We start from the raw sequence: 23493 nt of genomic DNA, 5'->3' as shown, positions 1-23493 counted from the left end.
ACGGTCGACGGGAGGCCTGCGGGGCCGCGACGTCCACGTTTGACCACCTTGTCGTATATCCTGTGCGGGACCATGTCGGTGACCGGGGGAAACGGTCGCCACCGGCAGGGTTGTGCGGGGGCGGATCCTTGTGAGACCCATCTGGTGACGTCCCGCACCGATTTCACTGAACTCAGTGGGGGTGGGGAAAGATGTCTGGATCTGTCTCGGGCAAATCGCGTCCGGACGATGCCGTGTCGACGAGCGACGACTCGACGGACGACGGAGCCGAAGCGTCGGACGCGGGTCTGTTCGCCCGGCGGCTCGAGGAACTGTTCCGGACCGTGCCGGGCCCGAACGGGCGCGCATACAGCGCCAAGGCGATCGCGGCGCGGTCGACCGAGCGCGGATTCCGTCTCGGCGAGTCATACCTCAGCCAGCTGCGGTCGGGCAAGGCGAAGTCGCCGTCGTTCCGCACCGTCGAGGGCATTGCCGCGGCGTTCGGAGTCGACGTGCACTACTTCTTGGAAGACCGTGCGGCGCAACGCACTCGGGACCAGATCGAGCTGATGCGTCTCCAGGCCGATTCGAGCGTGCAGGTCGCGGCGTTCCGCCTCGCGGGCCTGTCGAGCGACTCGGTGTTCATCGTCGGGGAACTGATCAAGGTCCTCCGCGCACAGCAGGGGCTGCCGGTCGATCCGCCGGATCTGGCGTCAGCGCTGAGCGGCGCCGACAGCCGTCCGTCGAACGAGCCGGTGCACAGCGGCTTACGCGTGGTCCCCGTCCGGTCCTGACGGAGCCTCTGCCGCAACGGGTTCCGCTGTCGCGGCGCGGGCGGCCCGCGACCTGCGGGTGGCGATGATGACGCCGATCCCGACGACGGTGATCACGACGGCGGCGCTGATGGCGCTGACGGCGACGATGGTGCTCGCGGCGGCCAGGATGCCCTCGGTGAGCAACCAGATCGCGAACCCGAAGAACAGCACCGCCGCACCGAGGGAGATCGCACGTTCGGGCAGCTTCCGCCCCAGTGCTGCACCGACGATGATCGCCAACGCGTCGGCGGCCACCATGCCGACGGTCGAACCGATCCACACCCCGACCCAGTTGTGGTCGGTGGACAGCGTGATCGTCGCCAGCATCGTCTTGTCGCCGAGCTCGGCGAGGAAGAACGACGACATGACCGCGAACATCACCGAGGCCCCGGTCCGTGCGGCGCGGTTGGACTCGGTGTCGTCGAGTTCGTCGCCGCGCACGGTCCACAGCCCGAACACGAGCATGGCGAGACCGCCGACGATGGTGATCAGGTCCGATGGGATCGACAGCCCCAGGTAGTGGCCGACGACGACCGACACGAGGTGGACGGCGGTGGTCGCGATGGTGATGCCGAGCAGCACGACCCACCAGCGGTACCGGATCGCGTAGGTCATTGCCATCAGCTGCGACTTGTCGCCGAGTTCGGCGACGAAGATGACGCCGAAGCTGATCATCAGGGCGGAGAGCATGACTGTGACGGTAGAGGGATCGCGCGGGTCGAGCAACAGTTACCCAACCCTCATAACCCCAGTTCGGAGGCCCTTTTGACGCGGTTTCGGTGACCCGTGCGAGAAGGTTCAGGCGGCCAGCAACATCGCCAGCACGGCGGTGTCGGGGTCGGAGTTCGGGTCGACCCCGACCTGGTTGCGCAGCGTCACCACCGTGCCGTCGGCCTCCGCCTCGGCCCAGCCGGCTCGGTGTTCGAGGCCCAGTTCGGGGACACCGGGCAGCAGGACGCATCCCGATGCGACCTCCGAACACTCCGGCAACGACGGTCGCGTCTGCGACGGTGGATGGAGCATCACGAGCGCCGGCGGATGTCCGCGGAGGCCGGAGCGATCGGGTCCGCCGTGGCTCAGCACGGCGATGAAGTCGTCGCTGAAGACGCTGCCCATCGCGAGCATCATCCCCACCGTGCCCGGCTCGCACTCGTCGGGACGGTCTTCGACCACCCCGAAGATGGTGGTGGTCTGCAGTAGTCCGGGGCGGCACGCGATGCGCACGGAGGCCACGAGGGTCTGTGTCCACTCGAGGGTGGTGTCGGGCCAGCGGCCGGAGATCAACATGCCGCCGAGTCGACCGTCGCGATGGAACGGTGTGAGACCGATGGGGACGGCCGCGGCGGACCGCCTCGCCGGACCGATGTCCTCGCTCATGAGGCCTCCTACCGCAGACGGACGCCACCACCGAGCGTCACTTCTGACGAGCATCACCGACCGCGGTGGGCGCCACAACCGCTGGCGCGGACTGCGCAGCGCAGCGTTACAGGATGTTTGCAGGACCGAGACACGAGAAGGGCCACCGACTCTCGTCGATGGCCCTCCTGGGTACTGCTGGGGTGATCACCCCGGGGCGCTCATGCCCCGACGATGAGTCCCTTGCCCTGGCTCTGCGCCTTGGCGAAACGCTCGCCGGCGTCGGCCCAGTTGACGACGTTCCACCACGCCTTGACGTAATCGGGCTTCACGTTCTGGTAGTCGAGGTAGAAGGCGTGCTCCCACATGTCGAGCATCACGATCGGGATGAGACCGACCGAGGTGTTGCCGTGCTGGTCGGTGAGCTGCTGGATGACCAGCTTGCCCTCGATGGTGTCGAAGCCGAGGATCGCCCATCCGCTGCCCTGCAGCGTGGTCGCCGCGGCGGTGAAGTGCGCCTGGAACTTGTCGAAACCGCCGAACTGATCGTCGATCGCGGCCGCGAGATCACCTTCGGGCTTGTCTCCACCGTTGGGGGACAGGTTCTTCCAGAAGATCGAGTGGTTGGTGTGGCCACCGAGATGGAAGGCCAGGTTCGCCGAGAGCTGGAAGACCTTGTCGGCGATGGTGCCGTCCTCGCGTGCCGCGGCGGCCTTCTCGAGCGCGGTGTTGGCGCCCTTCACGTAGGTGGCGTGGTGCTTGCTGTGGTGCAGCTCCATGATCCTGCCGGAGATGTGCGGCTCCAGTGCCGCGTAGTCGTAGTCCAGATCCGGCAAGGTGTATTCAGACACGTTGTTCCTCTCCTCGGGTTCCATACCCGTGCGATGTTCTTCTACCGTATCCAGCCTTACGCAGTGCTGGGGTGAATGCAACAGTCGCCGACGATTCCACCTCAACCCTGGTTCAGGTTTCAACGGCACGGGAAACGCGGTGTGACGTGCAGGGATACCGATACCGACGAGTTGTCGGAAGGAGCGGATCAGAGCAGGAAGAGGGCCACCAGCACGACGATGAGTGCGGCGATGCTGATGCTGATCGCGACACAGCGGCCGCGGATGTCGACGGTGTCGTCGCGCCAGGCGGAGGAGGGACGCCGACCTGCCGACCGATGGGGATCGGACTGGGTGTGTGTCGCCACCGCCAAGCTCCTGTCGCCGTCGAGGGAGTGAGAACGGTCACACGAAGCGACCGTTGGCGCAACTATAGGCACGGCGATGAGACATCTCAAATCGGCGGCGTCGGACCTACCCGATCAGATCTGTGAGCGCGCCGTCGAGGTCGGGGAAGGCGAAGTGGAAGTTCCTGTCGGCGAGCACCTCTGACCGTGCGCGGCGCCCGGTGAGACCGAGCAGGGGGTCGCTGCGCAGCAGCACGGCGCCGAGCCGCAGCAGCGGAGTCGGGGTCGGAGGGGCGGGAGGTCGGTGCAGGTGGCGGCGCAGCGCGGCCATCAGGTCGGTGTTGCGGACGGGCTGATCGGTGGCGGCGACCAGCACGCCGTCGGGCAGGTCGAGACCGGGCGTGAGCCCGAGCGCCCCCCGCACGATCGCCAGCCAGTCGTCGATGTGGATCCAGCTGAACCACTGTTGGCCCGACCCGACCCGACCGCCCAGCCCGAAGCGGGTGAGTCGAGACAGCGTTGCCAGCGCGGGCGCACCGGTGTCGAGGACGATGGAGGTCCGCAGGATCGTCTGATGCCCGCATCGCGCCCCGTGTGCGGCGGCCTCCCACGGGGCGGCGACCCCGGTCATCTGCGGCAGCCCGGGATCGGGCAGCGGGGTCTGCTCGGTGCACCACGTCTCGCCGGCGTCGCTCCAGATCGCAGTGGTACTCGCCTGCACCCAGTGGGTGAGAGGTGTGGAGAGTTCGGCCGCCGCGGCGACGAGGGCACGTGTCGGTACGACGCGGCTGCGGGTGAGTTCGCCGATGTTCGCCGCCGTGGGCCGGACGTCGACGAGTTTTCCGGCGAGGTTGATCAGCGCGGTCCCGGGGAGATCGAGCTCACCGATCCACTCCCCGGGCGTCTCGCCGTCCCAGCGCACCTGTCGGACCGACCACTGCGGGTCAGGGGAGCGGCTCACCACCACGACCTCGATGCCGCGCGCACCCAGGTCTGCGCAGATACGACGACCGAGGGCGCCGGTGCCCCCGGCGATGACGACGCGACGCGGAGCCCCGACGGCCGGGGTGGCGGGGTCCTGCGGCGATCCGGACATGCGTCACGGTAACCCCGGAACAGGTCACGGAGACCGTGTGAAACCTCACCCATCTCGCCTGTCACAGGCTGTGCACAAGGTGGCCGACGGGTGCGCTCGGGCGGGCGCGAGGCCACTATCCTCGCCGGAGGCGTCGGGCGATCTCGACCGGCGACACATTCCTAGACACGGGCGAAGGCGGTGACATGGCGGTCGGCACCACCCCCGCGGGTTCCGCGGCCGCTCTGCACGCCGCGTTCACCGAGAGCGCCGACGCCGACGTCACCCTGCGACTGCTGCGATCGCGCAGCGCGATGGTGCACCTGGCACTCATGGCCGCCCGCCTCGGCGACGGCCAGGTCGACGGCGATCACCTCGCCGCGGGCCTCGCCCACGACATCGCCGCGCTGTCGTCGCACTGGACCGACCGCGACGTCGCCGTCCCGACCGCCGAGGAACTCCTCGACCTCTGGACGCGGCGCGGGTTCGTCGCCCGCACCCTCGACGCCGATCGACACATCGAGCGCTATCAGCTGACGCGGGGCGCGACCACCGCGCTGGCACAGGTGCAGTCGGTACGACACGACCGCACGGTCGCCACCCAGACGGCGATGGAGATGGTGATCGGTCGACTGTCGAACATCGCGGTCGCCATCAATCCCGATCCCGGCGAACACATCCGCGACATCGACGCGAAGATCGCCGAGCTGACCGCGCGGCGGGCCGAGCTGGCCGCAGGCGCGGTCCCCGCCGTCGACGCCCGACGGGTGTTCGACGACATCCGCATGGTCACCTCGCTCGCCGAACGGATGCCTGCCGACATCATCGGCTACGGCGAGAAGCTGCGCGAGAACTCCCGCGAGCTGCTCACCGGCGGCCTCGACGAGCGGGCCGGTGCCTACGCCGACGCACTCAACCGGATGTTCGACGGTCACGACGAACTCCACCGGTCCGCCGAGGGCAGCGCCTTCGACGCCTTCTACACCCTCATCTCCGACCACCGTTTGCGCGACGACCTCGAGCGACACATCGACGCGATCCTCGCCGCCCTCCCCGATCTCCCGCGTGATCAGGCCGACATCCTGGGCCGCTTCATCGACCGCATGTGGGACGAGGTGCAGCACGTCGACGAGATCCGCGGACAGGTGTACCGACGGATCAACACCTTCGTCAAAGGTGGTGACTTCCTGCACTATCGGGCGCTGCGGGAGCAGATCGGCGAGGCACAGCGCGCGGCCGCGGCGGCCTTCGAACACGTCAGCGCGGGCCGCGACATGGGTATCGAGGTCCCGATGGGCGTGGCCGACACCCACTCGATCGGCGCGGTCTCACTGCACGACGGGGTGATCGAGATCCCCGACGGTGTCGAGGCCTCCGCCGGTGAGATCGACATCGACCCTGCCGCGCTCGTCGGCACCGAGACCATCGACTGGCAGGCCCTGACCGAGGCGGTGAACGCGTCGGTCGCGCGCGGCGCCGCCGATCTCGCGGAGGTGTTGTCGCGCATCGATTCCCCGCGCGTGGGCGATGTGGTCGGCGTGTGGTCGCTCGCGCAACGACACGGCGCGGTCGACACCACACGGTCGGCGATGACGGTCGGTGCGCACACCGCGCGGGGTGTCCGCGAGATCACGGTGCCCGCCATCGTGTTCACCGCCCCCATGCCCGAACCCGTGGTGACCGCCGTCGACCCCGCGGTGCACCTGCTCGACGACCTGACCGGGGGGACCCCAGCGTGACCACAGACGACGTGACCGAGGACGATCTCGCGACCGACGCCCCCGAGGCCGGCGACGACCTGTTCGTCGACAGCCCCGACGCCGAGGCCTCGCCGTCGGTCGACCTGTCGCACTTCAGCTTCGACGGCACCGAACCGCTCGGCGAGATCGGTCAGCGCCGCACCGAACCCCGTTTCGACGGCGACACCTCCGAACTCCCCGCGCCGGTCTGTTACGCCCTGCAGGAACTCGTCGCCGCGGCCCACGTGAGCGGCAAGTCCCGTAACTGGCGTGCCATCGAGGCGAACGAGCAGATCATCCGCTCGCGCCTGTCGGAGCTCAACCTCGTGCTCGAGATCGACACCGAACACCGGTATGCGTTCACCCGCCAGGTCACCGAATCCGATCCGCGCCAACGCAACATCCTCCGCGCGTCGACGCTCACCCTGGCCGCGTCGGTGCTCGCGCTGTTCCTGCGCCAGAAGTACCTGACCAGTGTCGACGAGTCGGCGACGGTGGAACGGACCGAGATGGTCGACCACATGCTCACCTACAAGCCCGTCCGCGACACCGACGAGGCCGGATTCATCCGTCGTGTCGACGCCGCGATCAACGTGCTCGAGAACCGCAAGGTCATCCGCGCCCTGCCCGGCACCGACCGCTACGCCATCCACGGGGTGATCGCCGCGCTGTTGACGCCGGAACAGGTCGAGTCCTACACCCGCGCCTACCGCGTCCTCGCCGGCGACGACCCCAGCCCCGATCTGGCCGAACTCGACGAGGCGTCGCTCGACGAGACCGAGAACGCTCCCGACGGCACCACCGAGGATGAGGACGAGCAGTGACCGACACCCTCGAGCAGACCGCCACGACCGCACGGCGCACCATCGCGATCGGACAGTTCCGGCTCACGCGTATCCAGCTCGTCAACTGGGGAACCTTCCACGGCTACAAGGACTTCCCGATCGACGAGCGCGGTGTGCTGCTGACCGGTCCGTCGGGATCGGGCAAGTCGTCGCTGATGGACGGTCACTCGGTGGTCCTGCTGCCCACCTACGACCAGGGGTTCAACGCCTCGGCCGACCTCACCGCCAAGGGTGCGAAGCGGGCCGCGCGCTCGATGGCCGACTACGTGCGCGGGGCGTGGGCGGAGAACGACGACGAGTACAACCAGTCGCAGGTGCAGTACCTGCGCGGGTCCGGCGCGACGTGGTCGGCGATCGCCGCCACCTACGACAACGGCGCGGGCTCGGTGACGACGGCCGTGGCCATCAAGTGGTTCCCCGGCTCCGGGAACGACGGAGCCGCGCTGCGCTCGTGGTATCAGCTGCACCCCGGCGACGCCGACCTGTTGTCGCTCAACGACTGGGCTGCAGGCGGATTCGACATCCGCTCGTACCGGGCCTCCCATCCCGAGGTCGCCTGCTTCGACGTGCAGAGCGCCTACCAGGAGGCGTTGCGCCGTCGGGTGGGCATCGGCAGTTCCTCGGCGGCGCTCGCGTTGATGGGCAAGGCCAAGGCGATGAAGAACGTCGGCGACCTCAACCTCTTCATCCGCACCTACATGCTCGACCGCCCCGACACCTACACCAAGGCGCAGCGGCTGGTCGAGAACTTCACCCAGCTCGACGAGGCCTATCAGGCCGCGGCGCGGGCCCATGCGCAGGAGAAGGTTCTGCGACCGATACCCGATGCGTGGCAGGCGTATTGCGGTGCCGAGGAGTCCACGACCCGTGCCGCCGAGCTGCTGGGGCCGCCCATGCGCGCGTTCATGCGCGAACACCGCGTGGCGTTGCTGCAGGCCAAACTCGACTCGATCGAGGACCAGCGGACCGCGCTCGACAACGAGGTCGCCTCATGGGAGAACATCGCCGACGAACGCGAGGACCGGCACACCTCGCTGCGTGACCAGCTCACCGTCGACAAGGGTGAGCTCACGTCGCTGGAGGCGGAGCTGAAGTCGTTCGAGGCGCAGGTGACCGCCCGCAACCGTGCTTACGAACGGTATTCGGCGGTGGTGTCGCGGCTCGGCGAGAACACGCCGGAGTCGCACGAGGAGTTCGCCGCACTCCGTGACCGCGCCCCGCAGATCGGCCGTGCCGCCCGCGAGGCCGCGGCGTCGCTGTCGGCGCGGGCGCACCCGGTGTTCAGTGCCGAGACCGACGCTCGTCGCGAGCATGAGGCGGTGCTCGAGGAGTTGACCACCCTGACCGCCCGCCGCTCGCTGCTGCCGCGCGATGCCCTCGCCCAGCGCGACGCCATCGCGACCGGAACCGGTGTCGCCGCTCACGACCTGCCGTTCGCGGCCGAACTCGTCGAGGTCGCACCCGAGCACCGCGACACCTGGGCCGGAGCCGCCGAACGTGTGCTGCGGAGTCTCGGCATGACGTTGCTGGTGCCGCAGGAACACCGCAGGCGGGTCTCGGATTTCGTGAACGCCACCAACCTCGGCGGTGTGCTGGAGTTCCGCGCCTTCGACACCGACGCAGGAGTGACCGACCCGACGCCGGGAACGCTGGCCGCGGTCATGACGGTGGACACCGCGCACCCGGCCGGGCCGTGGCTCACCGGCGTGGTGGCCCGCTCGGCCGCGCACGTGTGTGTCGGCACCCCGGTCGAGCTCGACCGCCACGACCTCGCGGTGACGCCGCAGGGCCTGGTGAAGGCCGGACGCGACCGCTACCGCAAGGACGATCGCCGTCGCGTCGACGACCGCACCCATTGGATCTTCGGCACCAACACCGACGGAAAACGCGCCGCGCTGGAGGAATCGCTCGTCGGGTTGCAGGCCCGGTTTGACGAGGCGAGGCAGGCGTCGCAGGACATGCGGGACCTGTTGGAGGACAACCGGGAACGCGCCAAGGCGGCCGATGCGCTCGCCGCCTACGGCTCGTGGACCGAGCTGAACTGGTGGTCGTCCCGTCGCGACGCCGACGAGCTGAACCAGCGGATCGAGGCCGTCCGCGGCAACCGGGTCGATCTCGCCGAACTCGAGGAGCAGGTCGACATCGCCCGCGCCGACTGGCGTGAGGCGGTCGCACGAGTCGGTGCGATCAACGATCAACTGCGCCACATCGGTTCGGACTGGGACCGCTGGCTCGCCGAACTCGAGCAGTCCAGCGACGCCGACGCCATCAGCGACGACGACCGCGACTACCTCTCCGGTGTGCTGAGCACCGTGCTGGAGGGCAACGGCAAGCAGCTGTCGATCGAGACCTACGGCGAGGTGCGGTCGGATCTGCGCAACGCACTCGAGGCGGTGCAGGCCGACGCCAACGCCGACCGCGACAGCGCAGAGAACCGCATCGTGCGCGCCGCCGAGGCGTTCGTGCGGGAATGGCCCGCCGCGGCGAACAACCTGACGCCCACCATCGCCGGTGCACAGGATCTCGTGTCGATCCACGCCGGGCTCATCGACCACGGACTCGCCTCCACCCAGGAGCGGTTCCGGCAACTCATCACCACCGACATCTCCCACTCGGTGTCGAACCTCTACAAGGAGATCGGCGACACCAACAAGCGGATCCGTCGCGGTATCGCCGAGGTCAACAGCGGGCTCCGGCGGGTCGATTTCAACACCGGCACCTATCTGCAGATCGCTGTGCAGCACAACCCCACCGAGGAGGCGACGGAGTTCGCCCGCATCGTCGACGCGATGATGCGTGACGCCCCCGCGGCCCGGGCCGGCGACGGCGCGGTGCTGGCGCGGCAGTTCTATCGGATCAAGAACCTCATCATCGCTCTGACCGCGACCGACGCCGAGGGAAAGCGCTGGTGCGACAACGTCCTCGACGTGCGCAACAGCTACTTCTTCTACGGCAAAGAGCTCGCGCGGCCCGTCGCCGGCGAGGAAGCTGACGACGACGCGCCGCCGGTGCACACCTACCGCAACACCGCGACCAACTCCGGTGGCGAGCAGGAGAAGCTGGTCGCGTTCTGTCTGGCTGCGGCACTGAGCTTCTCGCTGAGCAGTCCGGACGACCATCGCCCCGGCTTCGCGCCGCTGATGCTCGACGAGGCGTTCAGCAAGTCCGACGAGACGTTCAGCAGCCAGTCGCTGCGGGCGTTCGAGCAGTTCGGTTTCCAGCTGATCATCGCCGCGCCGATCCGTATGGCAGGCATCGTCGAGCAGTTCATCGGTCAGGTCATTTTGGTGGACAAGCGGATCGGGCCCGACGGCGCGCGGTCGGACGCCCGGACCGCGACGTTCGGCGAGATCGCGACGGCGCGGCAGCAGCGGTGAGTCGGCCGTGACGTCGTCGGATCGGATCTCGCTCGAGCAGTGGAACCGCACCGTGCTGACCCGTCAGCACCTGCTCGAGCGCGTCGACGACGACGCCGTGGAGGTGCTCGACCGGTGCGTGGGTCTGCAGTCGCAGGACCCGCGCGCGGCGTTCTTCGGGTTGTTCTCGCGCGTGGTGGATTTCGATCCCGCCGAGCTCGACGGGTTGATGCTCGACCGTGAGGTGGTGCGGATGGCGCTGCTGCGCAGCACGGTCTTCTGCATCGATGCCGCCGATGCCCGTTGGATCCGACCACTCGCCCAGCCCACGCTCGATGCCGAACTGCGGACCAACCATCTGCGGAACGTCGTCACCGCCGACCCTGCGGCGGTGACCCGGTACGCTCGAGAACTGTTGACCTGCAGGGAGATGTCGACGAGAGCGCTCGGTGCCGCTCTGGTGGAACACTTTCCCGGCGAGTCGGCGTCGACCCTGTGCACGATCGCCCGGTGCACGCTGCCGCTCGTCCAGGTCCCGCCGCGTGGACTGTTCGCCGGGAGTGGCGCCACCACCTATCGGCTGTTCGACGAGTGGGTCGGTCCCGGTGAGCCCGCCGTCACCGCGGACGAGGCGATCAAGGACCTCATCCGGCTGTACCTGCGTGGCTTCGGGCCGTCGACCGTTGCGGGCGTGCAGAGTTGGTCGGGGCTCACCCGACTCCGTGAGCCGATCGAGGCGATGGAACGCGACTGGGAACTCAATCGGCTGACCGGGCCTGACGGTGAGGAACTGTTCGACCTCGACGGCCTCGACATCGCCTCGGCCGACGAGCCCGCCCCCGCCCGTCTCCTGGCGCCGTTCGACAATGTCGTGGTCGCCCAGGCCGATCGCCGTCGCGTGATCGACGACGACGTCTACAAGGCGATGGCCACCCCGAACGGTCGTCTACCGGGGTTCGCGATGGTCGACGGTCGGGTGGTCGGGTCGTGGCGCGTCGACGCCGCCGGAGCGGTGTCCGTCGAGTACCTGCGCGACGTCCCCGCCTCCCGACGACGAGCACTCGACGCCGAGGCCGACGCGGTGTCGGAGTTCGTCCGACGGCCGAACGACTGAGGTCCGGAGGGTGTCAGGCGTGGGCCTGACGGTGCAGGGCTGCCATCTCGTCGGCGAACATCTCGACGGGTCCCTCGACGGGGACACCCGGCGCCACGGTCTCGATCGGGAGCGCCGCGACCGGTGAGGCGGGCACACCCCATTCCTGCAACCAGTCGGTGAGCTGCGCCGACGACACCGCGTAGACGATGCGACCCAGGCCGACCCAGGCGTGCGCGGCCGCGCACATCGGGCAGTGCTCACCGGAGGTGTAGACCGTCGACCGGGCGCGGTCGTCGGGCTCGAGGTTCTCCACCGCCCAGAGCGCGATCGCGAGTTCCGGATGGCGTGTCTCGTCGCCACCGCCGACGCGGTTGCGGTCGGCGAAGACCGGCCGGCCCTCGGCGTCGACCAGCACCGAACCGAACGGCTCGTCGCCCGCGGTCAGGGCCTCGCCGGCGAGGTCGACGCAGCGTCGCAGATGGGTGAGATCGTCGTCGGAGATCGCCATCGTGCCAGCGTAGGCGGTCGCGCTGATCTCATCACACCACCTTGCATGCAACCTTGTATGCAAGGTGTTACGGTCATCGGCATGACCGTGAACGCGGGACCGGTGGCCGCCGAGCGCGCCTACGCCCACACCAAGGCGCAGATCATCAGCGGCGGTCTGGCCGGCGGTCAGTTGGTGAGCGAGGCCAAGATCGGCGCCGAACTCGGTATCAGCCGCACCCCCGTCCACGAGGCCTTCCTCCGTCTCGACGCCGAGCAGCTGATCGAGCTGGTCTCACGGAAGGGCGCCATCATCCGACCGATGACACCGTCGGAGGCGACCGACGTGCTCGCCATGCGGCAGGGCATCGAATCGGCCTCGGCCGCGCAGACATTCGCCGCCGGTGGTCCCGACGCCGAGATCGCCGAGCGCATCGAGGAGAACCTGCGTCGGCAGGAGGGCGCGGTCGGAGCCGGTGACGTCTCGGCGTTCGTCGACGCCGACGACGACTTCCACGCCCTGCTGATCGAGGCCTCCCGCAATCCGTTGGCGCGGCAGTTCTACGAGCAACTGCGCGGGCGGCAGCAACGGCTGCGCACGATGTACCTGCGCATCGACCCCGGCAACCTCGCGGCGTCGTATGCCGATCACCGCACCCTCGCGGACTGTTTCGTACGCGGCGACCGTGACGGCTTCACCGCGGCGCTCGTCGCGCACCTCGAGCGCTACCAGGGAGCGATATGACGGTCCCGGCCCGCGCGGCCGCGGTGGATCGATCGATCGACGTGACGCACACGGCCGGGAAGGCCTGGGTCCTGGTGTTCGGCACGCTGTTCGTGTGCGCGTGGTCGGGGAACCAGTTCAGCCCGATGCTGCTGCTGTACCGCGACACCGCGCACTACTCGTCCGCGACGGTCACGCTCTTCCTCGGCATCTACGTCGCGGGACTCGCACCGGCACTGGTGATCGCGGGCGCGGTGAGCGACCACGGCGGGCGGCGCGGACCCATGTCGTGCGCGGTGTGGTTCGGGGTGGCGGCCAGCGCGCTTCTCGCCCTGGGTGAACTCGGGTCGTTGCCGATCTGCCTGGGTCGATTGTTCGCGGGCATGTCGGTCGGCACGGCGATGGCCGTCGGCACGAGCTGGCTGAAGGAGCTCAGTCAGGGACGATTCGACCCGACGGCCGATGCGGGCGCGGGCGCACGGCGGGCCTCCCTGGCGTTCACGCTCGGTTCGGCACTCGGCGCTCTCGTCGCCGGCAGCATCGCGCAGTGGGGTCCCCTGCCCGAGGTGCTGCCGTACCTCATCCACATCATGGTGGCTGTCCCGTTTCTCATGCTGGTGCGCCGCCCACCCGAGACGGTGTTCGCCCACGCTGTCGCACAACCACTTCGGGCACGGCTCACCGTGCCCTCGATGCGTCACCGGCGCTTCCTGCGGGTCGTCCTCGTGTGCGGACCGTGGCTGTTCGCGGCCTGCGCGCTCGCCTACGGATACCTCCCGGTCTTGCTCGCCGACGCGACCGGCGGTCTCGGCCTCGCCTACGCGACACTCCTGAGCGTCGTCGCGCTCACCAGCGGAGCGCTCATCCAACCCGTCGCCACGCGCATCGACTCGCCCTCGAGTGCCCGCGGCATCGTGGTGTCGATGGCGACGCTCGCGGTCGGCCTCGTCGTGATGATCGCCGCCGTCGAGACCTCGCAGGTGGTGATCGGTCTCGTGGCGGCAGTCGTGTTCGGGGTCGGATTCGGTATCGGTCTCGTGTCCGGACTGCGCGAGGTGCAGCGCATCGCGCCCGCCTCCGACCTGGCCCGGCTCACCGGGATCTTCTACGCCGTCGCCTATCTGGGCTTCGTCGTCCCCACGATCCTCGCCGCCCTCACCCCGCCGTTCACGACGCTGTTCCTCCTCGGCGTCCTGCTCGCCGCGCTCGTGGTGTCGACGGCGGTCGTGGTCGCGTCTTACCGCAGGCACCTGCCGCGCAGTCGTGCCGGCGCGTCATCAACGGTCGCCGGGTGAGCCCTCGGGCGAGGTGAGTCGGACGACTCGCGCCGGTGCCCCCACGGCGACTGCGTTGTCGGGGATGTCGGACAACGCGACGCTGCCTGCGCCGATGACGGAGTTACGGCCGATGGTGACACCGGCGCCGACGGTGACCGCGGCCGCCAACCATGAGTCCTCGCCTATGACGATCGGTGCTGCACGTTCCCAGCCCTGCCGGCGGCGAGCATGGTCATCCACGGGTTGAAGGGCGGTGACAAGTGACGCGCCCGGTCCGACACGAACGTTTGATTCGAGCTTGATCGGTGCGTCGTCCATGAAGAAGGCGGTGCAACAGGTGGTCTCGGCAGGCGCCGTCGGATCCGGTTGCGGCGTTGAACTCGTCGACCAGATCGGCACACAATCGTCGTCGTCCGCGGAGGTCGTCATCATCGAGGTACCACTCGCCACGCGCCAACCGGTCCGCCTGTTCCTCATACCGATGACGGTAGTCCGCCCGAGGTCGCGTTCCGCGGAACGCGGTCGGATCGGCTTGTCGGTGGGTCCCGATAAGCTTGTGGGAGTTGATAACCGCAGCTCATCGGGGGTAAGCATGTCGGTCACCGCTCTTGCATCGAAGCAGTCTGATCTATTCGATTTCGCGCCCCCGGACGGATTGTCCGACGACGAACTCACCGATCGCGTGGTCGGGTACGCCTCCCAGATCGCCGCCCTCACCGCACGATTCCTCGACCTGCTGCGCGAGTTCGACGACCGCAAGGTGTGGAGCGGCATCGGGATCCGCTCGTGCGCGCACTGGCTGTCGTGGAAGACCGGGATGTCGTTGCGTACAGCCCAGGATCATCTCCGCATCGCCCATGCGCTGACCGATCTTCCTCGGGTGTCCGATGCATTTGCTGAGGGTCGGCTGTCGTACTCGAAAGTCCGCGCGATCACCCGTGTCGCGACCCCCGATCGTGAAGAAGAACTGGTGAATGCGGCGCTGTCGGCTACCGCGGCGCAGGTCGAACGACTGGTGCGGGGCATCGCGCACATCGACCGCGCCGAAGACGAGGCGGCGAGCCGTCGAATCGAATCATCGTCGCGGTGGAAGTGGAACGACGACGGGTCGTTGGCGGTGACGATGCGACTGTCCCCAGTCGATGGGGCCCGCTTCCTCGCCGGCGTCGTACGCAGCGAATACGAGAGAACTCGCACCACAGGTGACCCCGACCTCGAACTCCCCGCTGACACTCAGCACCTCGACGTTGCAGCAGCGTCACCAGATCTGTGGCGCGGAGTCCCCACCGACATCTCCGGCGCAGTGGTCACCATGGCCGACACCGCGCGCACCGTGGTCGCGATGCCCGACTTCGCCCCGGGCGCGGAGATCGTCATCCACACCGACGCAGAGCACTCCGTCGATCCACATCTCGATGCCGGACCCGCCATCGCCACGACCGAGGTCGACGAGGCCGCATGCGGTGGATCGACCAGGGAGATCGGCCACAAGCGATCTCGCAGCGGGAAACGCGGTGTTGCGCTGACATTCGGCCGTAAACGTCGACTACCCACTAAAGCCCTACTGCGGGTGGTGCACGCCCGCGACCGCGGATGCCGACACCCCGCCTGCGGACGCACCCGACACCTCCACGCCCACCACGTCCGGTTCTGGAGTCACGGCGGCACCACCGACCCCGACAACCTCATCCTGCTGTGCTCCACCCACCACCGCGCCCTGCACAACGGCGACTTCACCATCCGCGCACTCGGACACCAGCAATTCACCTTCCACCACCCCAGCGGCACACCCATCGACACCGCACCCCCGACCACAGCCCCGCCCGGCTGGCGCCCGAACACGACCATCGCCGACGATGCCCTCGAACCCATCGGAGGCGGACCCCTCGACCTCGGCTACACCCTCGAAGTCCTCTACGGCATCTGGGAATGGCGTGACGGACAACAATCGGCACCCACCGCCGCATGAACCGCGTTCCGCGGAACGCGGTCAGTCGGCGACACGCAGCAGGTGCATCCGGCTGACCATTCGGAACGTGTCAGGACGGGAGGCTGCCGCAGACGTCAGGAACTCGTCGACGGTGTGCGGAGAGCGGAAGGTGGTGTGGACATCGCGGTCGACCAGGATGTCGACCAGATTGATGAACCGCTGCTGGGCTTCCGGATCGACCACCTCGAACAGTGGTATGTCGGAAATCGTCCAGGTGTCGAAAAGTGAAGCCCAATGGTCGTATTCGATGGTCGACAGGGGTCCGTCACATATCTGATCGAACGTGACCCAGAGGTGACGATTATCCACCGCGACGACCGGGAAGCTTCTTCGGCCGAGGTGTAGACGCGTGTCGGTGGTGCGTCGATCGGCGCCCGATGGCGACGACGAAACCCATGCGCCGGCGGCAAATCCCGCGTCGCGCTGCCGCGTTGTGGTGCGGTAGTCGATGGACCCAGCCAGACGGTGGATCGCGAGATTGTCTGCGATCAGGGCGGTCCCCGCCTCCATGATGTGGTGCCACACAGGGTTGGGTAGCAGGTCGTCAGGAGCGTAGTTCGAGGTCACGATGATCGTGGTCTCATGAGCCAGCACGTACTCGAGAAGCCGGGTGAAGAATCGGGCGTCGCCGGGATCGTGAATGTGCAGCTCGTCGAAAACGAGGAGTCGACGTGCTCCGACGATGTCGTCGAGTGCACGACGCAGGGCTTGAGGATTGCCCTGCTCGGAGTGGACGCGCGCATGCAGGCGATGGAAGAACTCGTGCGAATGCACTCGCACCTTCGGTGCAGGTGCGGCGTCGAACACCGCGTTCACGATCCACGACTTGCCCCGCCCCACCGGCCCGTACACGTACGCCCCCCGTGGTGCTGTCCATTGCCGCCGTCGGGGCCGCGGGGCGACGACAACTGCGAGCTGGGCGACGAGCAGGCGTTGATCGGGGTCGAGGCTGAATCCGCCTCGGCTGGAGGCCGTGTCGGCTGCGGCGATGATCTGATCGCGCACCGGCTCAGCCGGGGAGTTCGCCGGTACGCGGGTTGCGGGCGGTGATGCAGTAGGGCCGCCCGGTCGGATCGGCCATCACCGTCCAGTCACCGTGTTCGGCGACGACCTCTGCGCCCCAGTCCTCGTGCCGGGCCACCTCCTCGGCGGGGTGGGTGCTGGCGAGGTCGACGTGACCGGCGATGGCGCCGGAGTTGGTCGACTGCAACAGGATCCGGACGGCCAGGTGCTCGGGCCGCGCCAGGTGACGGAACTCGGGTCGGCCACCGCTGCCGCCGATCACCTGCCACCCGGTCAGCGCCTCCCAGAACGCGCACTCACGATCGAACCGTCGCGAGGGGATGTCGATCGACACCTGGTCGATGATGCTGATGGTGTCGCCCGGCCACCGGATGGGACGCGACTTGCGGCTCTGTCCCCGCCAGACCACCAGACAGAACACGAACCCCGCCGGCGAGGTCATGGTGATGCAGTCGTCGGCCCACGAGACCACCGCCGCACCGATCTCCTGGGCGCCGGCGGCCGAGGCGACGATGTCGTCGACAGCGAGGTCGAGGTGCACGCCGCCGACGCCGTGGTCGATGCGCTGGACCAGCAGGTGCGGGTCACCGTTGAACGGTTCGAGCGAGGCGAACTGGCGCTTCTCGCCCCGCGGCGGGGAGACGGTGCTGCCGGCGATCGCGCGCCAGAACGTGACCTCGTCGCCGAACTCGTCGGCCGGGAAATCGAGCACGACCGACAACCATCGCACCGAGGTCACCGCCATCAGCGCACCCGGTGCCGCGCGCGCCAGCGCTCGAGAGTCGTCCGGTCGCCGGACACCTCGATCTCGTCGCCGCGGTTCCACAACCCGAGATAGAGGGCGCCGGCGGTGCCCCGCCACCGTGCGGTCGCCGACTCCGGTGCACCCTCGGTGACGGTCAACGCCTCCTCCGACACCGACAGGGTCCAGGCGTGGCCGGTGTCGGTGGTCTCGACGCCGATCGTCGCGGGCTCACCGGCATACAGCTTCGAGCGTCCGCGGGGCGCGAAGCGCACCAGCAGCTCGTCGAGACCGTCGGCGGCGAGGGCGGGATCGATGCCCAGGGCCGCGGCCGTCGGGATCGAACCTTGTTCGGCGGCAACGGCATCGACGGCGTGAATGGTGGTCTCGTGCGCCTGGCGGCGGGTCCAGAACTCCAGCGGGGTGCGGCCGGTCTCCATGAACACCCAGGCATCGACGTCCGGGTCGGCCGTGGAGAGGGTGTCGAGGAGTTCCCGCGCGCCGTCGAGGAACCAGTCGGTGAGGTCGGTCGGCGCCACGCGGTCGAGGACGACGGACTCCGACGCGAACGGAGCCTCGATGCCCAGGATCTGCGCCTGTGCCCAGCGGTGCACCATCCCCTGGTGCGCCACGAGATCGGCGACCGTCCAGTCCGGACACGGCGGGACGAGGGCGGTGAGCCCGGCCGTGCGCGCAGACGTCGACAACCGGTGCGTCGCCGCGTCGATCACGGAACGGAACTCGTCGATGGTCGGCCCAACGGACATGCCGATCAGTGTGGCACGTACGGGCTCACAGCTGGGGGAGTACCTGTGCGGCCACCAGTTCGAGGTGGTCGAGATCGCCGAGATCGAGCGTCTGCAGGTACATCCGCGTGATGCCGAGGTCGGCGAACCCGCCGATGGTGTCGACGATCTGTGCCGGGGTCCCGGCGAGTCCGGATGCCCGCAGATCGTCGACGTCGCGTCCGATCGCGTCGGCGCGGCGGGCGACCTCGGCGTCGTCGCGGCCACAGCACAGCACCTGCGCCGCCGAGTGCTTGATGGACGTCGACCGCTCGACGGTCGCGCAGGCCTCGTCGATCCGACGGTGCAGCGGGGCGGCGTCGGCGGCGGTCATGAACGGGGTGTTGAACTCCGCGGCGAAGCGCGCGGCCAGCGCAGGGGTCCGCTTCTTGCCCGCGCCGCCGATGATGATCGGCGGACCGGGCTGCTGGGTCGGTTTCGGCAGGGCCGGGGACTCGGTGAGTTGATAGTGCTTGCCGTCGAAGGTGAAGCGGTCGCCCACCGGGGTGGCCCACAGGCCGGTGACGATCGTCAGGTACTCCTCGAGCCGGTCGAACCGCTCACCGAGCGCGGGGAACGGGATGCCGTAGGCCGAGTGCTCCTCGGCGTACCAGCCCGCCCCGATGCCGAACTCGATGCGCCCACCCGACATCGCGTCGACCTGCGCCACCGAGATCGCCGTCGGCCCGGGCAGACGGAAGGTCGCCGAGGTGACCAGGGTTCCCAGACGGATGGTGCTGGTCTCGCGGGCGATGCCGGCCAGGGTGATCCATGCGTCGCTCGGCCCGACACCGTCGGGGACGTTCATCGCGAGGTAGTGGTCGGACCGGAAGAAGCCGGTGAAGCCGGCCGACTCGGCGGTGGTGGCCACCGCGAGCAACTCGTCGTAGGTGGCACCCTGCTGCGGCTCGGTGAAAATGCACGTCTCCATCCCTCCAGCATGCCCCCTAGAGTGGCTGTCATGGACAGCACCGGCGGACCCCGCGCATGACCGATCGCTGTCTGCCCCGGTTGCTGCGTCGTCTGCGTCCGCCGCAGGGCGACCGTGTCGCGGTGGTGCGACTCGAGGGCCACATCGGATCGGTGGGTGTGGGGCGCGGGGGCATCACCGCCGACGGGGTCGAGGGCGTGCTGAAGCGCGCGTTCACCGGCGACCGTGTGAAGGCGGTCGTGTTGGTGATCAACTCGCCCGGGGGTTCGCCCGCCCAGTCGGAGTACATCGCCGAACGGATCCGCCAGCTGGCCTCGGAGAACGGTGTGCGGGTGCTGGCGTTCTGCGAGGACGTCGCGGCCTCGGGCGGGTATTGGATCGCCTGCGCGGCCGACGAGATCTTCGCCGCCCGTACGTCGATGGTCGGGTCGATCGGGGTGGTCTCCTCGGGTTTCGGCGCGACCGACCTCATCGGCCGCGTCGGACTCGAGCGACGCATCTACACCGCGGGGGCGAACAAGGCCCGGCTCGACACCTTCTCCCCGGAGAAGGAGGAGGACGTGGCGTGGCTCGCCGGCATCCAGGGCGATCTGCACGCCGCGTTCATCGCCTGGGTGCGGCAGCGTCGCGGCGCCAAGCTCCAGGGCGACGATGCGACCCTCTTCAACGGTGACGTCTGGATCGGACGCAAGGCCGTCGACGTCGGGCTCGTCGACGCGGTCGGTGTGTTGCGGTCGGTGATCGCCGAGCGCTACCCCGACGCCGACGTCGAGGTGGTCACTCCGCCCAAACCGCTGCTGGCCCGATTGACCGGTGGCCAGGTCGGTGTCGCGGCCGCTGTCGACGGCATGGTCGACGGGGTGGTGTCGGGTGCGCTGTCGGCGGCGGAGAAGCGGTCACGCTGGTCGGCCTTCGGCCTGTGAACAAGTTCAACAGTGCGGAAATTCATCCACAGGCGTGACCTTCCACCGCAGGCCCGGGCACGTTCTCGACGACCCTCAAGTTGTGGATGAGGTTGTGGAAACTGTGGACAACCGGCCTTTTTATGCACCACGGCGTGAGTCAGGTCACCTTTTTCGTGCATTTGAGCTCATTTCGTTCGCGGTCCTGAAGACCCGATTGCAGACTTCACGCGGCCGACCTGCGCTCTGGCCTGTGCACAGCCTGTGGACAAATTCGGTCGCCACCGCGCGCCGGGTCGGACGTGCCACCATGGGACGCGTGGGTGCGCACGGGCGGTCGGGTTCTCGGATCGGCCTGTCGTGATCGATTTCTGCCCCCGCTGTCGCATCCAGGCGCCGCACGACCCACGTCGTTCCGGATGCCCTCGCTGCGGCGGGCAGTTGATGGTCCTCGACAGCCTCGATCAGATCCCGCCCCGCCCCTCGGCCGCCCCGGCGCCGCCCCGACCGCGCCCGGTGTCGACCGCCCGACGCAACCCGCGCATCCGCTGGGAGGCACGTCGGCCACCCGAGGCGCGCCCCGCCCCGCGCGCGCCCCGATCGGCCGGGCTCGGACCCACCCCCCGGTATGCGGTGCCGCCGCGGTGGGGACTCGTCGATGTCATCACCCCGGCCGAGGAACCGCGGCCCTCGCGCGCGGAGCGCCTCGCCGGATCGTTGACACCACTGCTGCAGGCGACCGGTTCGGTGCTGCTGGTCGCGGCGGCGGCGGAGGCCTGGATCTACGCCCTCCTGATCCGGAACCGCACCGCCCCCGTGGGCGCCACGACCGCCGGGTGGGCCTACGCCATCACCTGGGCGCTGGGCGTGGTGTCGATCGTGATGGTCGTCACGAGCCTGTTGTCGTTCACCGCCTGGTTGCGGCGGCGCCGCGCCGAGGCCTTCGCCGAGCACGACCGCCTCGACCCCCGACCGACCTGGCACCTGGTCGTCGGCTGTCTGGTCCCGGTGGTCAACATCGTCGCGCCGGCGGTGTTCCTCCACGAACTCGCGCGGTGCGGTCACGCGCTGCCCGCCGACCGCGTGATGCGGGTGCTGCGGCTGTGGTGGGCGGCGTGGGCCGCGCTGTCGGCGCTGGCGATCGGCACGCTCGTGATCCGCTACTCGTCCGACTCCATCCAGTGGGGTGCGAACGCGGTGCTGCTCACGATCGTCTGCGACCTCGCCGGCGCGGCGTTCGCGATCGTGTCCTCACGTCTATTGGTCCGGGCCTTCGACCCCGACGCGCGACCCGAACCGTCCACCCGGTGGCTCGCGGCATGACCGGCCCGATGCCGCTTCCCGGTGACCACGAGCCGGCCGATCACGATCGCGACGACGCCGAGGCCGTTCCGCCCGACGCGCAGATGACCGATGACCTCGCCGAGGTCTCGCGGATCCGGAGGCAGCGTCGTCCGGCCGTCGTCGCGCACCGCGGCGCCTCCGCCGATCGCCCCGAGCACACCCTCGCCGCGTACGAGTTGGCTCTCGCCCAGGGCGCCGAGGGGCTCGAGTGCGATGTGCGGCTGACACGCGACCACCAGCTGGTGTGCGTGCACGACCGCACCGTGGACCGCACGTCGTCGGGGACCGGCGTCGTCAGCGAGATGACGCTGGCCCAACTACGCGAACTCGACTTCGGCAGCTGGCATGCGCGGGGCGCGCCCGCGAAGGTGCTGACGCTGGCCGAGCTGCTCACCCTCACCCTCGACTGGCCCGACCCGGTGCGGCTGTTCATCGAGACCAAGCACCCGGTGCGCTACGGCGCGCTGGTCGAACAACTGCTGTTGGCCGAGCTGCACCGGTTCGGGGTCGCGGCACCTGCGTCGGCCGATCACAGTCGCGCCGTGGTGATCTCGTTCTCCCCGGCGGCGGTGTGGCGTGTCCGCCGCAACGCGCCCATGCTGCCGACCATCCTCCTGGGCGAGACCGCGCGGCTCCTGGGGGGCAGCGCGGCCACCGCCGTGGGCGCCACCGGGATCGGACCGTCGATCGTGACGCTGCGCGATCATCCCGACGCCGTCGACCGCGCCGCGGCATCGGGTCGCGCCACCTACTGCTGGACGGTCGACGAGTACGCCGACGTCACGCACTGTGCGCGGATCGGTGTCGATTTCATCGCGACCAACCACCCCGGCCGGGTGCGGGAGTGGCTCGAGCCGGGGCGGCGCTGAACCCCGTGTGCGCGGGGTAATAGATTCTGGTCCCATGGCCAAGAAGAGCAAGCGCGGAACCGGACGCCCCGGCAGTGATCGAGCCGAGCGGGTCGCCGCACGCAAGGCGAGGCAGGCACAGGCCCTGGCCGCGCCGGCCCGGCCCTTCGAGGGTCTCGCCGCCGAGTGCGACATCGTGGCGCTCCGCGCGTTCGTCGCGTCGGCGACGGCGTCGATCACCGTCCACGGCGAGTCGGGGTCCAACGCGGTGTCGCTCGCGACGATCCTGCCCGGTGCGGTCCAGGCCCTCACCCGCGATCTGGGCGGTTCGGTCGAGGGCCTCGTGGCCCTGCAGACCGAGTTCGAGGGGCCCGACGTCCCCGGCGAGCTCGCGCACGCGCTGCGGTGGGCGAGCCGCGCCGAGGCGGGTACGCCCTACGAGCCGCGGCCCGAGGACACCGACGGCGCCGAGACCGACGGGGAGGCCGATCTTGCCGCCACCCTGGGCGCCGACACCACCCTCGACATCACGTTGCACGACGACTTCTCGTGGTGGTTCGCCGATTCCGCCGACATCTCGCCGGACATCGCCGCGATGATCGAGCAGGCCTCGGAGTCGATCCTCCCGACCGCGCGCATCGTCGGCGACGACCTCTCCGGCGCCCCGTGGTGGGTCGACGCCGGCGAACGAGCCCACATCCGCTGGGTGCGGCCCGAGGCCGAGGACGACGTGATGACCGCGCTGGCGCGACTCCACGCGGCGGGCAAGCTCACCCTCGGCGAGGGATCGAAGTTCGCGGGGTCGTTCCGCACCCACGGTCTGCTGGTGCCCGTGTTCGACCTCGACAACGAGATGCACCACGAGGAGTGGACCGCCCCCTGTGCCCGCTTCGAGGCCGATCTCGCCGAGGCCCTCGCCCAGACCGGCGAGCTCACCGGTGAACAGCGTCGCTCGCGCGACGGCATCCGCGGCCGCCAGGTCACCCTGCGCTGAGCGTCCCGC

General features: G+C 69.1%; 24 protein-coding genes. 12 read left to right on the top strand and 12 right to left on the bottom strand.

The features are described 5' to 3' along the window. Positions 1 to 191 precede the first annotated feature (191 nt). Positions 192 to 773, top strand: coding sequence for a helix-turn-helix transcriptional regulator (locus ASG12_RS01020; RefSeq protein ID WP_055784247.1), 582 nt, complete (start codon positions 192 to 194; stop codon positions 771 to 773). On the opposite strand, the gene ASG12_RS01015 is transcribed toward ASG12_RS01020, so the two are convergent. From ASG12_RS01015 to ASG12_RS01000, 5 genes are all read right to left on the bottom strand, one after another. Continuing rightward, positions 747 to 1484: a TMEM165/GDT1 family protein gene (locus ASG12_RS01015; protein ID WP_055784245.1), complete on the bottom strand. Its 738-nt coding sequence runs from the start codon at positions 1482 to 1484 to the stop codon at positions 747 to 749. The genes ASG12_RS01020 and ASG12_RS01015 overlap by 27 nt on opposite strands. A gap of 108 nt (positions 1485 to 1592) precedes the next feature. Then, on the bottom strand, positions 1593 to 2171 hold the full coding sequence (locus ASG12_RS01010; protein ID WP_055784244.1) for a hypothetical protein: 579 nt from the start codon (positions 2169 to 2171) through the stop codon (positions 1593 to 1595). Positions 2172 to 2371: 200 nt separating this feature from the next. Next, positions 2372 to 3001 (bottom strand): superoxide dismutase, encoded by a 630-nt coding sequence (locus ASG12_RS01005; protein WP_045821001.1) that lies wholly within the window; start codon positions 2999 to 3001, stop codon positions 2372 to 2374. A gap of 188 nt (positions 3002 to 3189) precedes the next feature. After that, positions 3190 to 3348 carry a hypothetical protein gene (locus ASG12_RS21470; protein WP_156377870.1) on the bottom strand — a complete coding sequence of 53 codons (159 nt, stop codon included), beginning with the start codon at positions 3346 to 3348 and terminating at the stop codon, positions 3190 to 3192. A 106-nt stretch (positions 3349 to 3454) separates the two neighbouring features. Continuing rightward, a complete protein-coding gene (locus ASG12_RS01000) occupies positions 3455 to 4423 on the bottom strand; it encodes a DUF1731 domain-containing protein (RefSeq protein ID WP_055784242.1) in 969 nt (322 codons plus the stop codon). A 185-nt stretch (positions 4424 to 4608) separates the two neighbouring features. Here ASG12_RS01000 and ASG12_RS00995 point away from each other — a divergent pair, with 185 nt between their 5' ends. The 4 genes from ASG12_RS00995 to ASG12_RS00980 are packed head-to-tail and all read left to right on the top strand — an operon-like array spanning position 4609 to position 11456. Beyond that, entirely contained in the window at positions 4609 to 6141 is a 1533-nt protein-coding gene (locus ASG12_RS00995) for a DUF3375 domain-containing protein (protein ID WP_055784239.1), read from the top strand. Further along, a complete protein-coding gene (locus ASG12_RS00990; RefSeq protein ID WP_235455719.1) occupies positions 6138 to 6965 on the top strand; it encodes a DUF4194 domain-containing protein in 828 nt (275 codons plus the stop codon). The genes ASG12_RS00995 and ASG12_RS00990 overlap by 4 nt, the downstream gene beginning before the upstream one ends. Beyond that, complete coding sequence (locus ASG12_RS00985; protein WP_055784238.1) at positions 6962 to 10363, top strand: ATP-binding protein; 3402 nt, start codon at positions 6962 to 6964, stop codon at positions 10361 to 10363. The genes ASG12_RS00990 and ASG12_RS00985 overlap by 4 nt, the downstream gene beginning before the upstream one ends. 7 nt (positions 10364 to 10370) lie before the next feature. After that, positions 10371 to 11456: a winged helix DNA-binding domain-containing protein gene (locus ASG12_RS00980; RefSeq protein WP_055784235.1), complete on the top strand. Its 1086-nt coding sequence runs from the start codon at positions 10371 to 10373 to the stop codon at positions 11454 to 11456. A gap of 13 nt (positions 11457 to 11469) precedes the next feature. Here ASG12_RS00980 and ASG12_RS00975 read toward each other — a convergent pair whose 3' ends face one another. Continuing rightward, a complete protein-coding gene (locus tag ASG12_RS00975) occupies positions 11470 to 11946 on the bottom strand; it encodes a nucleoside deaminase (protein ID WP_055784234.1) in 477 nt (158 codons plus the stop codon). Positions 11947 to 12027: 81 nt separating this feature from the next. On the opposite strand from ASG12_RS00975, the gene ASG12_RS00970 reads away from it, so the two are divergent. Then, positions 12028 to 12669: a GntR family transcriptional regulator gene (locus ASG12_RS00970; RefSeq protein WP_055784232.1), complete on the top strand. Its 642-nt coding sequence runs from the start codon at positions 12028 to 12030 to the stop codon at positions 12667 to 12669. Beyond that, positions 12666 to 13943 (top strand): MFS transporter, encoded by a 1278-nt coding sequence (locus ASG12_RS00965; protein ID WP_082501537.1) that lies wholly within the window; start codon positions 12666 to 12668, stop codon positions 13941 to 13943. Before ASG12_RS00970 ends, ASG12_RS00965 begins: the two co-directional genes overlap by 4 nt. On the opposite strand, the gene ASG12_RS22030 is transcribed toward ASG12_RS00965, so the two are convergent. Both ASG12_RS22030 and ASG12_RS22025 read right to left on the bottom strand, forming a co-directional pair. Continuing rightward, positions 13926 to 14165 carry a hypothetical protein gene (locus ASG12_RS22030; protein ID WP_327197925.1) on the bottom strand — a complete coding sequence of 80 codons (240 nt, stop codon included), beginning with the start codon at positions 14163 to 14165 and terminating at the stop codon, positions 13926 to 13928. The genes ASG12_RS00965 and ASG12_RS22030 overlap by 18 nt on opposite strands. Next, complete coding sequence (locus ASG12_RS22025; RefSeq protein ID WP_235456214.1) at positions 14158 to 14328, bottom strand: hypothetical protein; 171 nt, start codon at positions 14326 to 14328, stop codon at positions 14158 to 14160. The genes ASG12_RS22030 and ASG12_RS22025 overlap by 8 nt, the downstream gene beginning before the upstream one ends. 189 nt (positions 14329 to 14517) lie before the next feature. Between ASG12_RS22025 and ASG12_RS00955 the strand changes: the two genes are divergently transcribed. Then, positions 14518 to 15894, top strand: coding sequence for an HNH endonuclease (locus tag ASG12_RS00955; RefSeq protein WP_055784227.1), 1377 nt, complete (start codon positions 14518 to 14520; stop codon positions 15892 to 15894). Between the two features lie 21 nt (positions 15895 to 15915). Here the strand turns inward: ASG12_RS00955 and zapE are convergent, their stop codons facing one another. From zapE to ASG12_RS00935, 4 genes are read right to left on the bottom strand one after another with little or no spacing between them, the layout of a single operon-like run. Beyond that, entirely contained in the window at positions 15916 to 16920 is a 1005-nt protein-coding gene (gene zapE / locus ASG12_RS00950; RefSeq protein ID WP_055784225.1) for an AFG1/ZapE family ATPase, read from the bottom strand. Positions 16921 to 16924: 4 nt separating this feature from the next. Continuing rightward, complete coding sequence (locus tag ASG12_RS00945) at positions 16925 to 17683, bottom strand: VOC family protein (RefSeq protein ID WP_055784223.1); 759 nt, start codon at positions 17681 to 17683, stop codon at positions 16925 to 16927. Beyond that, positions 17683 to 18447 (bottom strand): maleylpyruvate isomerase family mycothiol-dependent enzyme, encoded by a 765-nt coding sequence (locus tag ASG12_RS00940; RefSeq protein ID WP_055784221.1) that lies wholly within the window; start codon positions 18445 to 18447, stop codon positions 17683 to 17685. Before ASG12_RS00940 ends, ASG12_RS00945 begins: the two co-directional genes overlap by 1 nt. 25 nt (positions 18448 to 18472) lie before the next feature. Continuing rightward, a complete protein-coding gene (locus ASG12_RS00935) occupies positions 18473 to 19396 on the bottom strand; it encodes an LLM class F420-dependent oxidoreductase (RefSeq protein WP_055784219.1) in 924 nt (307 codons plus the stop codon). Positions 19397 to 19452: 56 nt separating this feature from the next. Here ASG12_RS00935 and ASG12_RS00930 point away from each other — a divergent pair, with 56 nt between their 5' ends. The 4 genes from ASG12_RS00930 (at position 19453) to ASG12_RS00915 (ending at position 23484) form a co-directional block, all read left to right on the top strand. Further along, positions 19453 to 20319 carry a S49 family peptidase gene (locus ASG12_RS00930; protein WP_055784217.1) on the top strand — a complete coding sequence of 289 codons (867 nt, stop codon included), beginning with the start codon at positions 19453 to 19455 and terminating at the stop codon, positions 20317 to 20319. Between the two features lie 423 nt (positions 20320 to 20742). Further along, a complete protein-coding gene (locus ASG12_RS00925) occupies positions 20743 to 21621 on the top strand; it encodes a DUF4328 domain-containing protein (protein ID WP_055784215.1) in 879 nt (292 codons plus the stop codon). An 83-nt stretch (positions 21622 to 21704) separates the two neighbouring features. Beyond that, positions 21705 to 22511, top strand: a complete 807-nt coding sequence (locus ASG12_RS00920; protein ID WP_055787344.1) for a glycerophosphodiester phosphodiesterase — start codon at positions 21705 to 21707, stop codon at positions 22509 to 22511. A 34-nt stretch (positions 22512 to 22545) separates the two neighbouring features. Then, complete coding sequence (locus ASG12_RS00915) at positions 22546 to 23484, top strand: DUF5926 family protein (RefSeq protein ID WP_055784213.1); 939 nt, start codon at positions 22546 to 22548, stop codon at positions 23482 to 23484. The last annotated feature ends 9 nt before the right edge of the window (positions 23485 to 23493 follow it).

The organism is Williamsia sp. Leaf354 (genome assembly GCF_001424365.1).
Lineage (GTDB): Bacteria > Actinomycetota > Actinomycetes > Mycobacteriales > Mycobacteriaceae > Williamsia_A.
The sequence above is the reverse complement of the archived record's forward strand: the minus strand, read 5'-3'. Positions and strand labels throughout refer to the sequence as shown.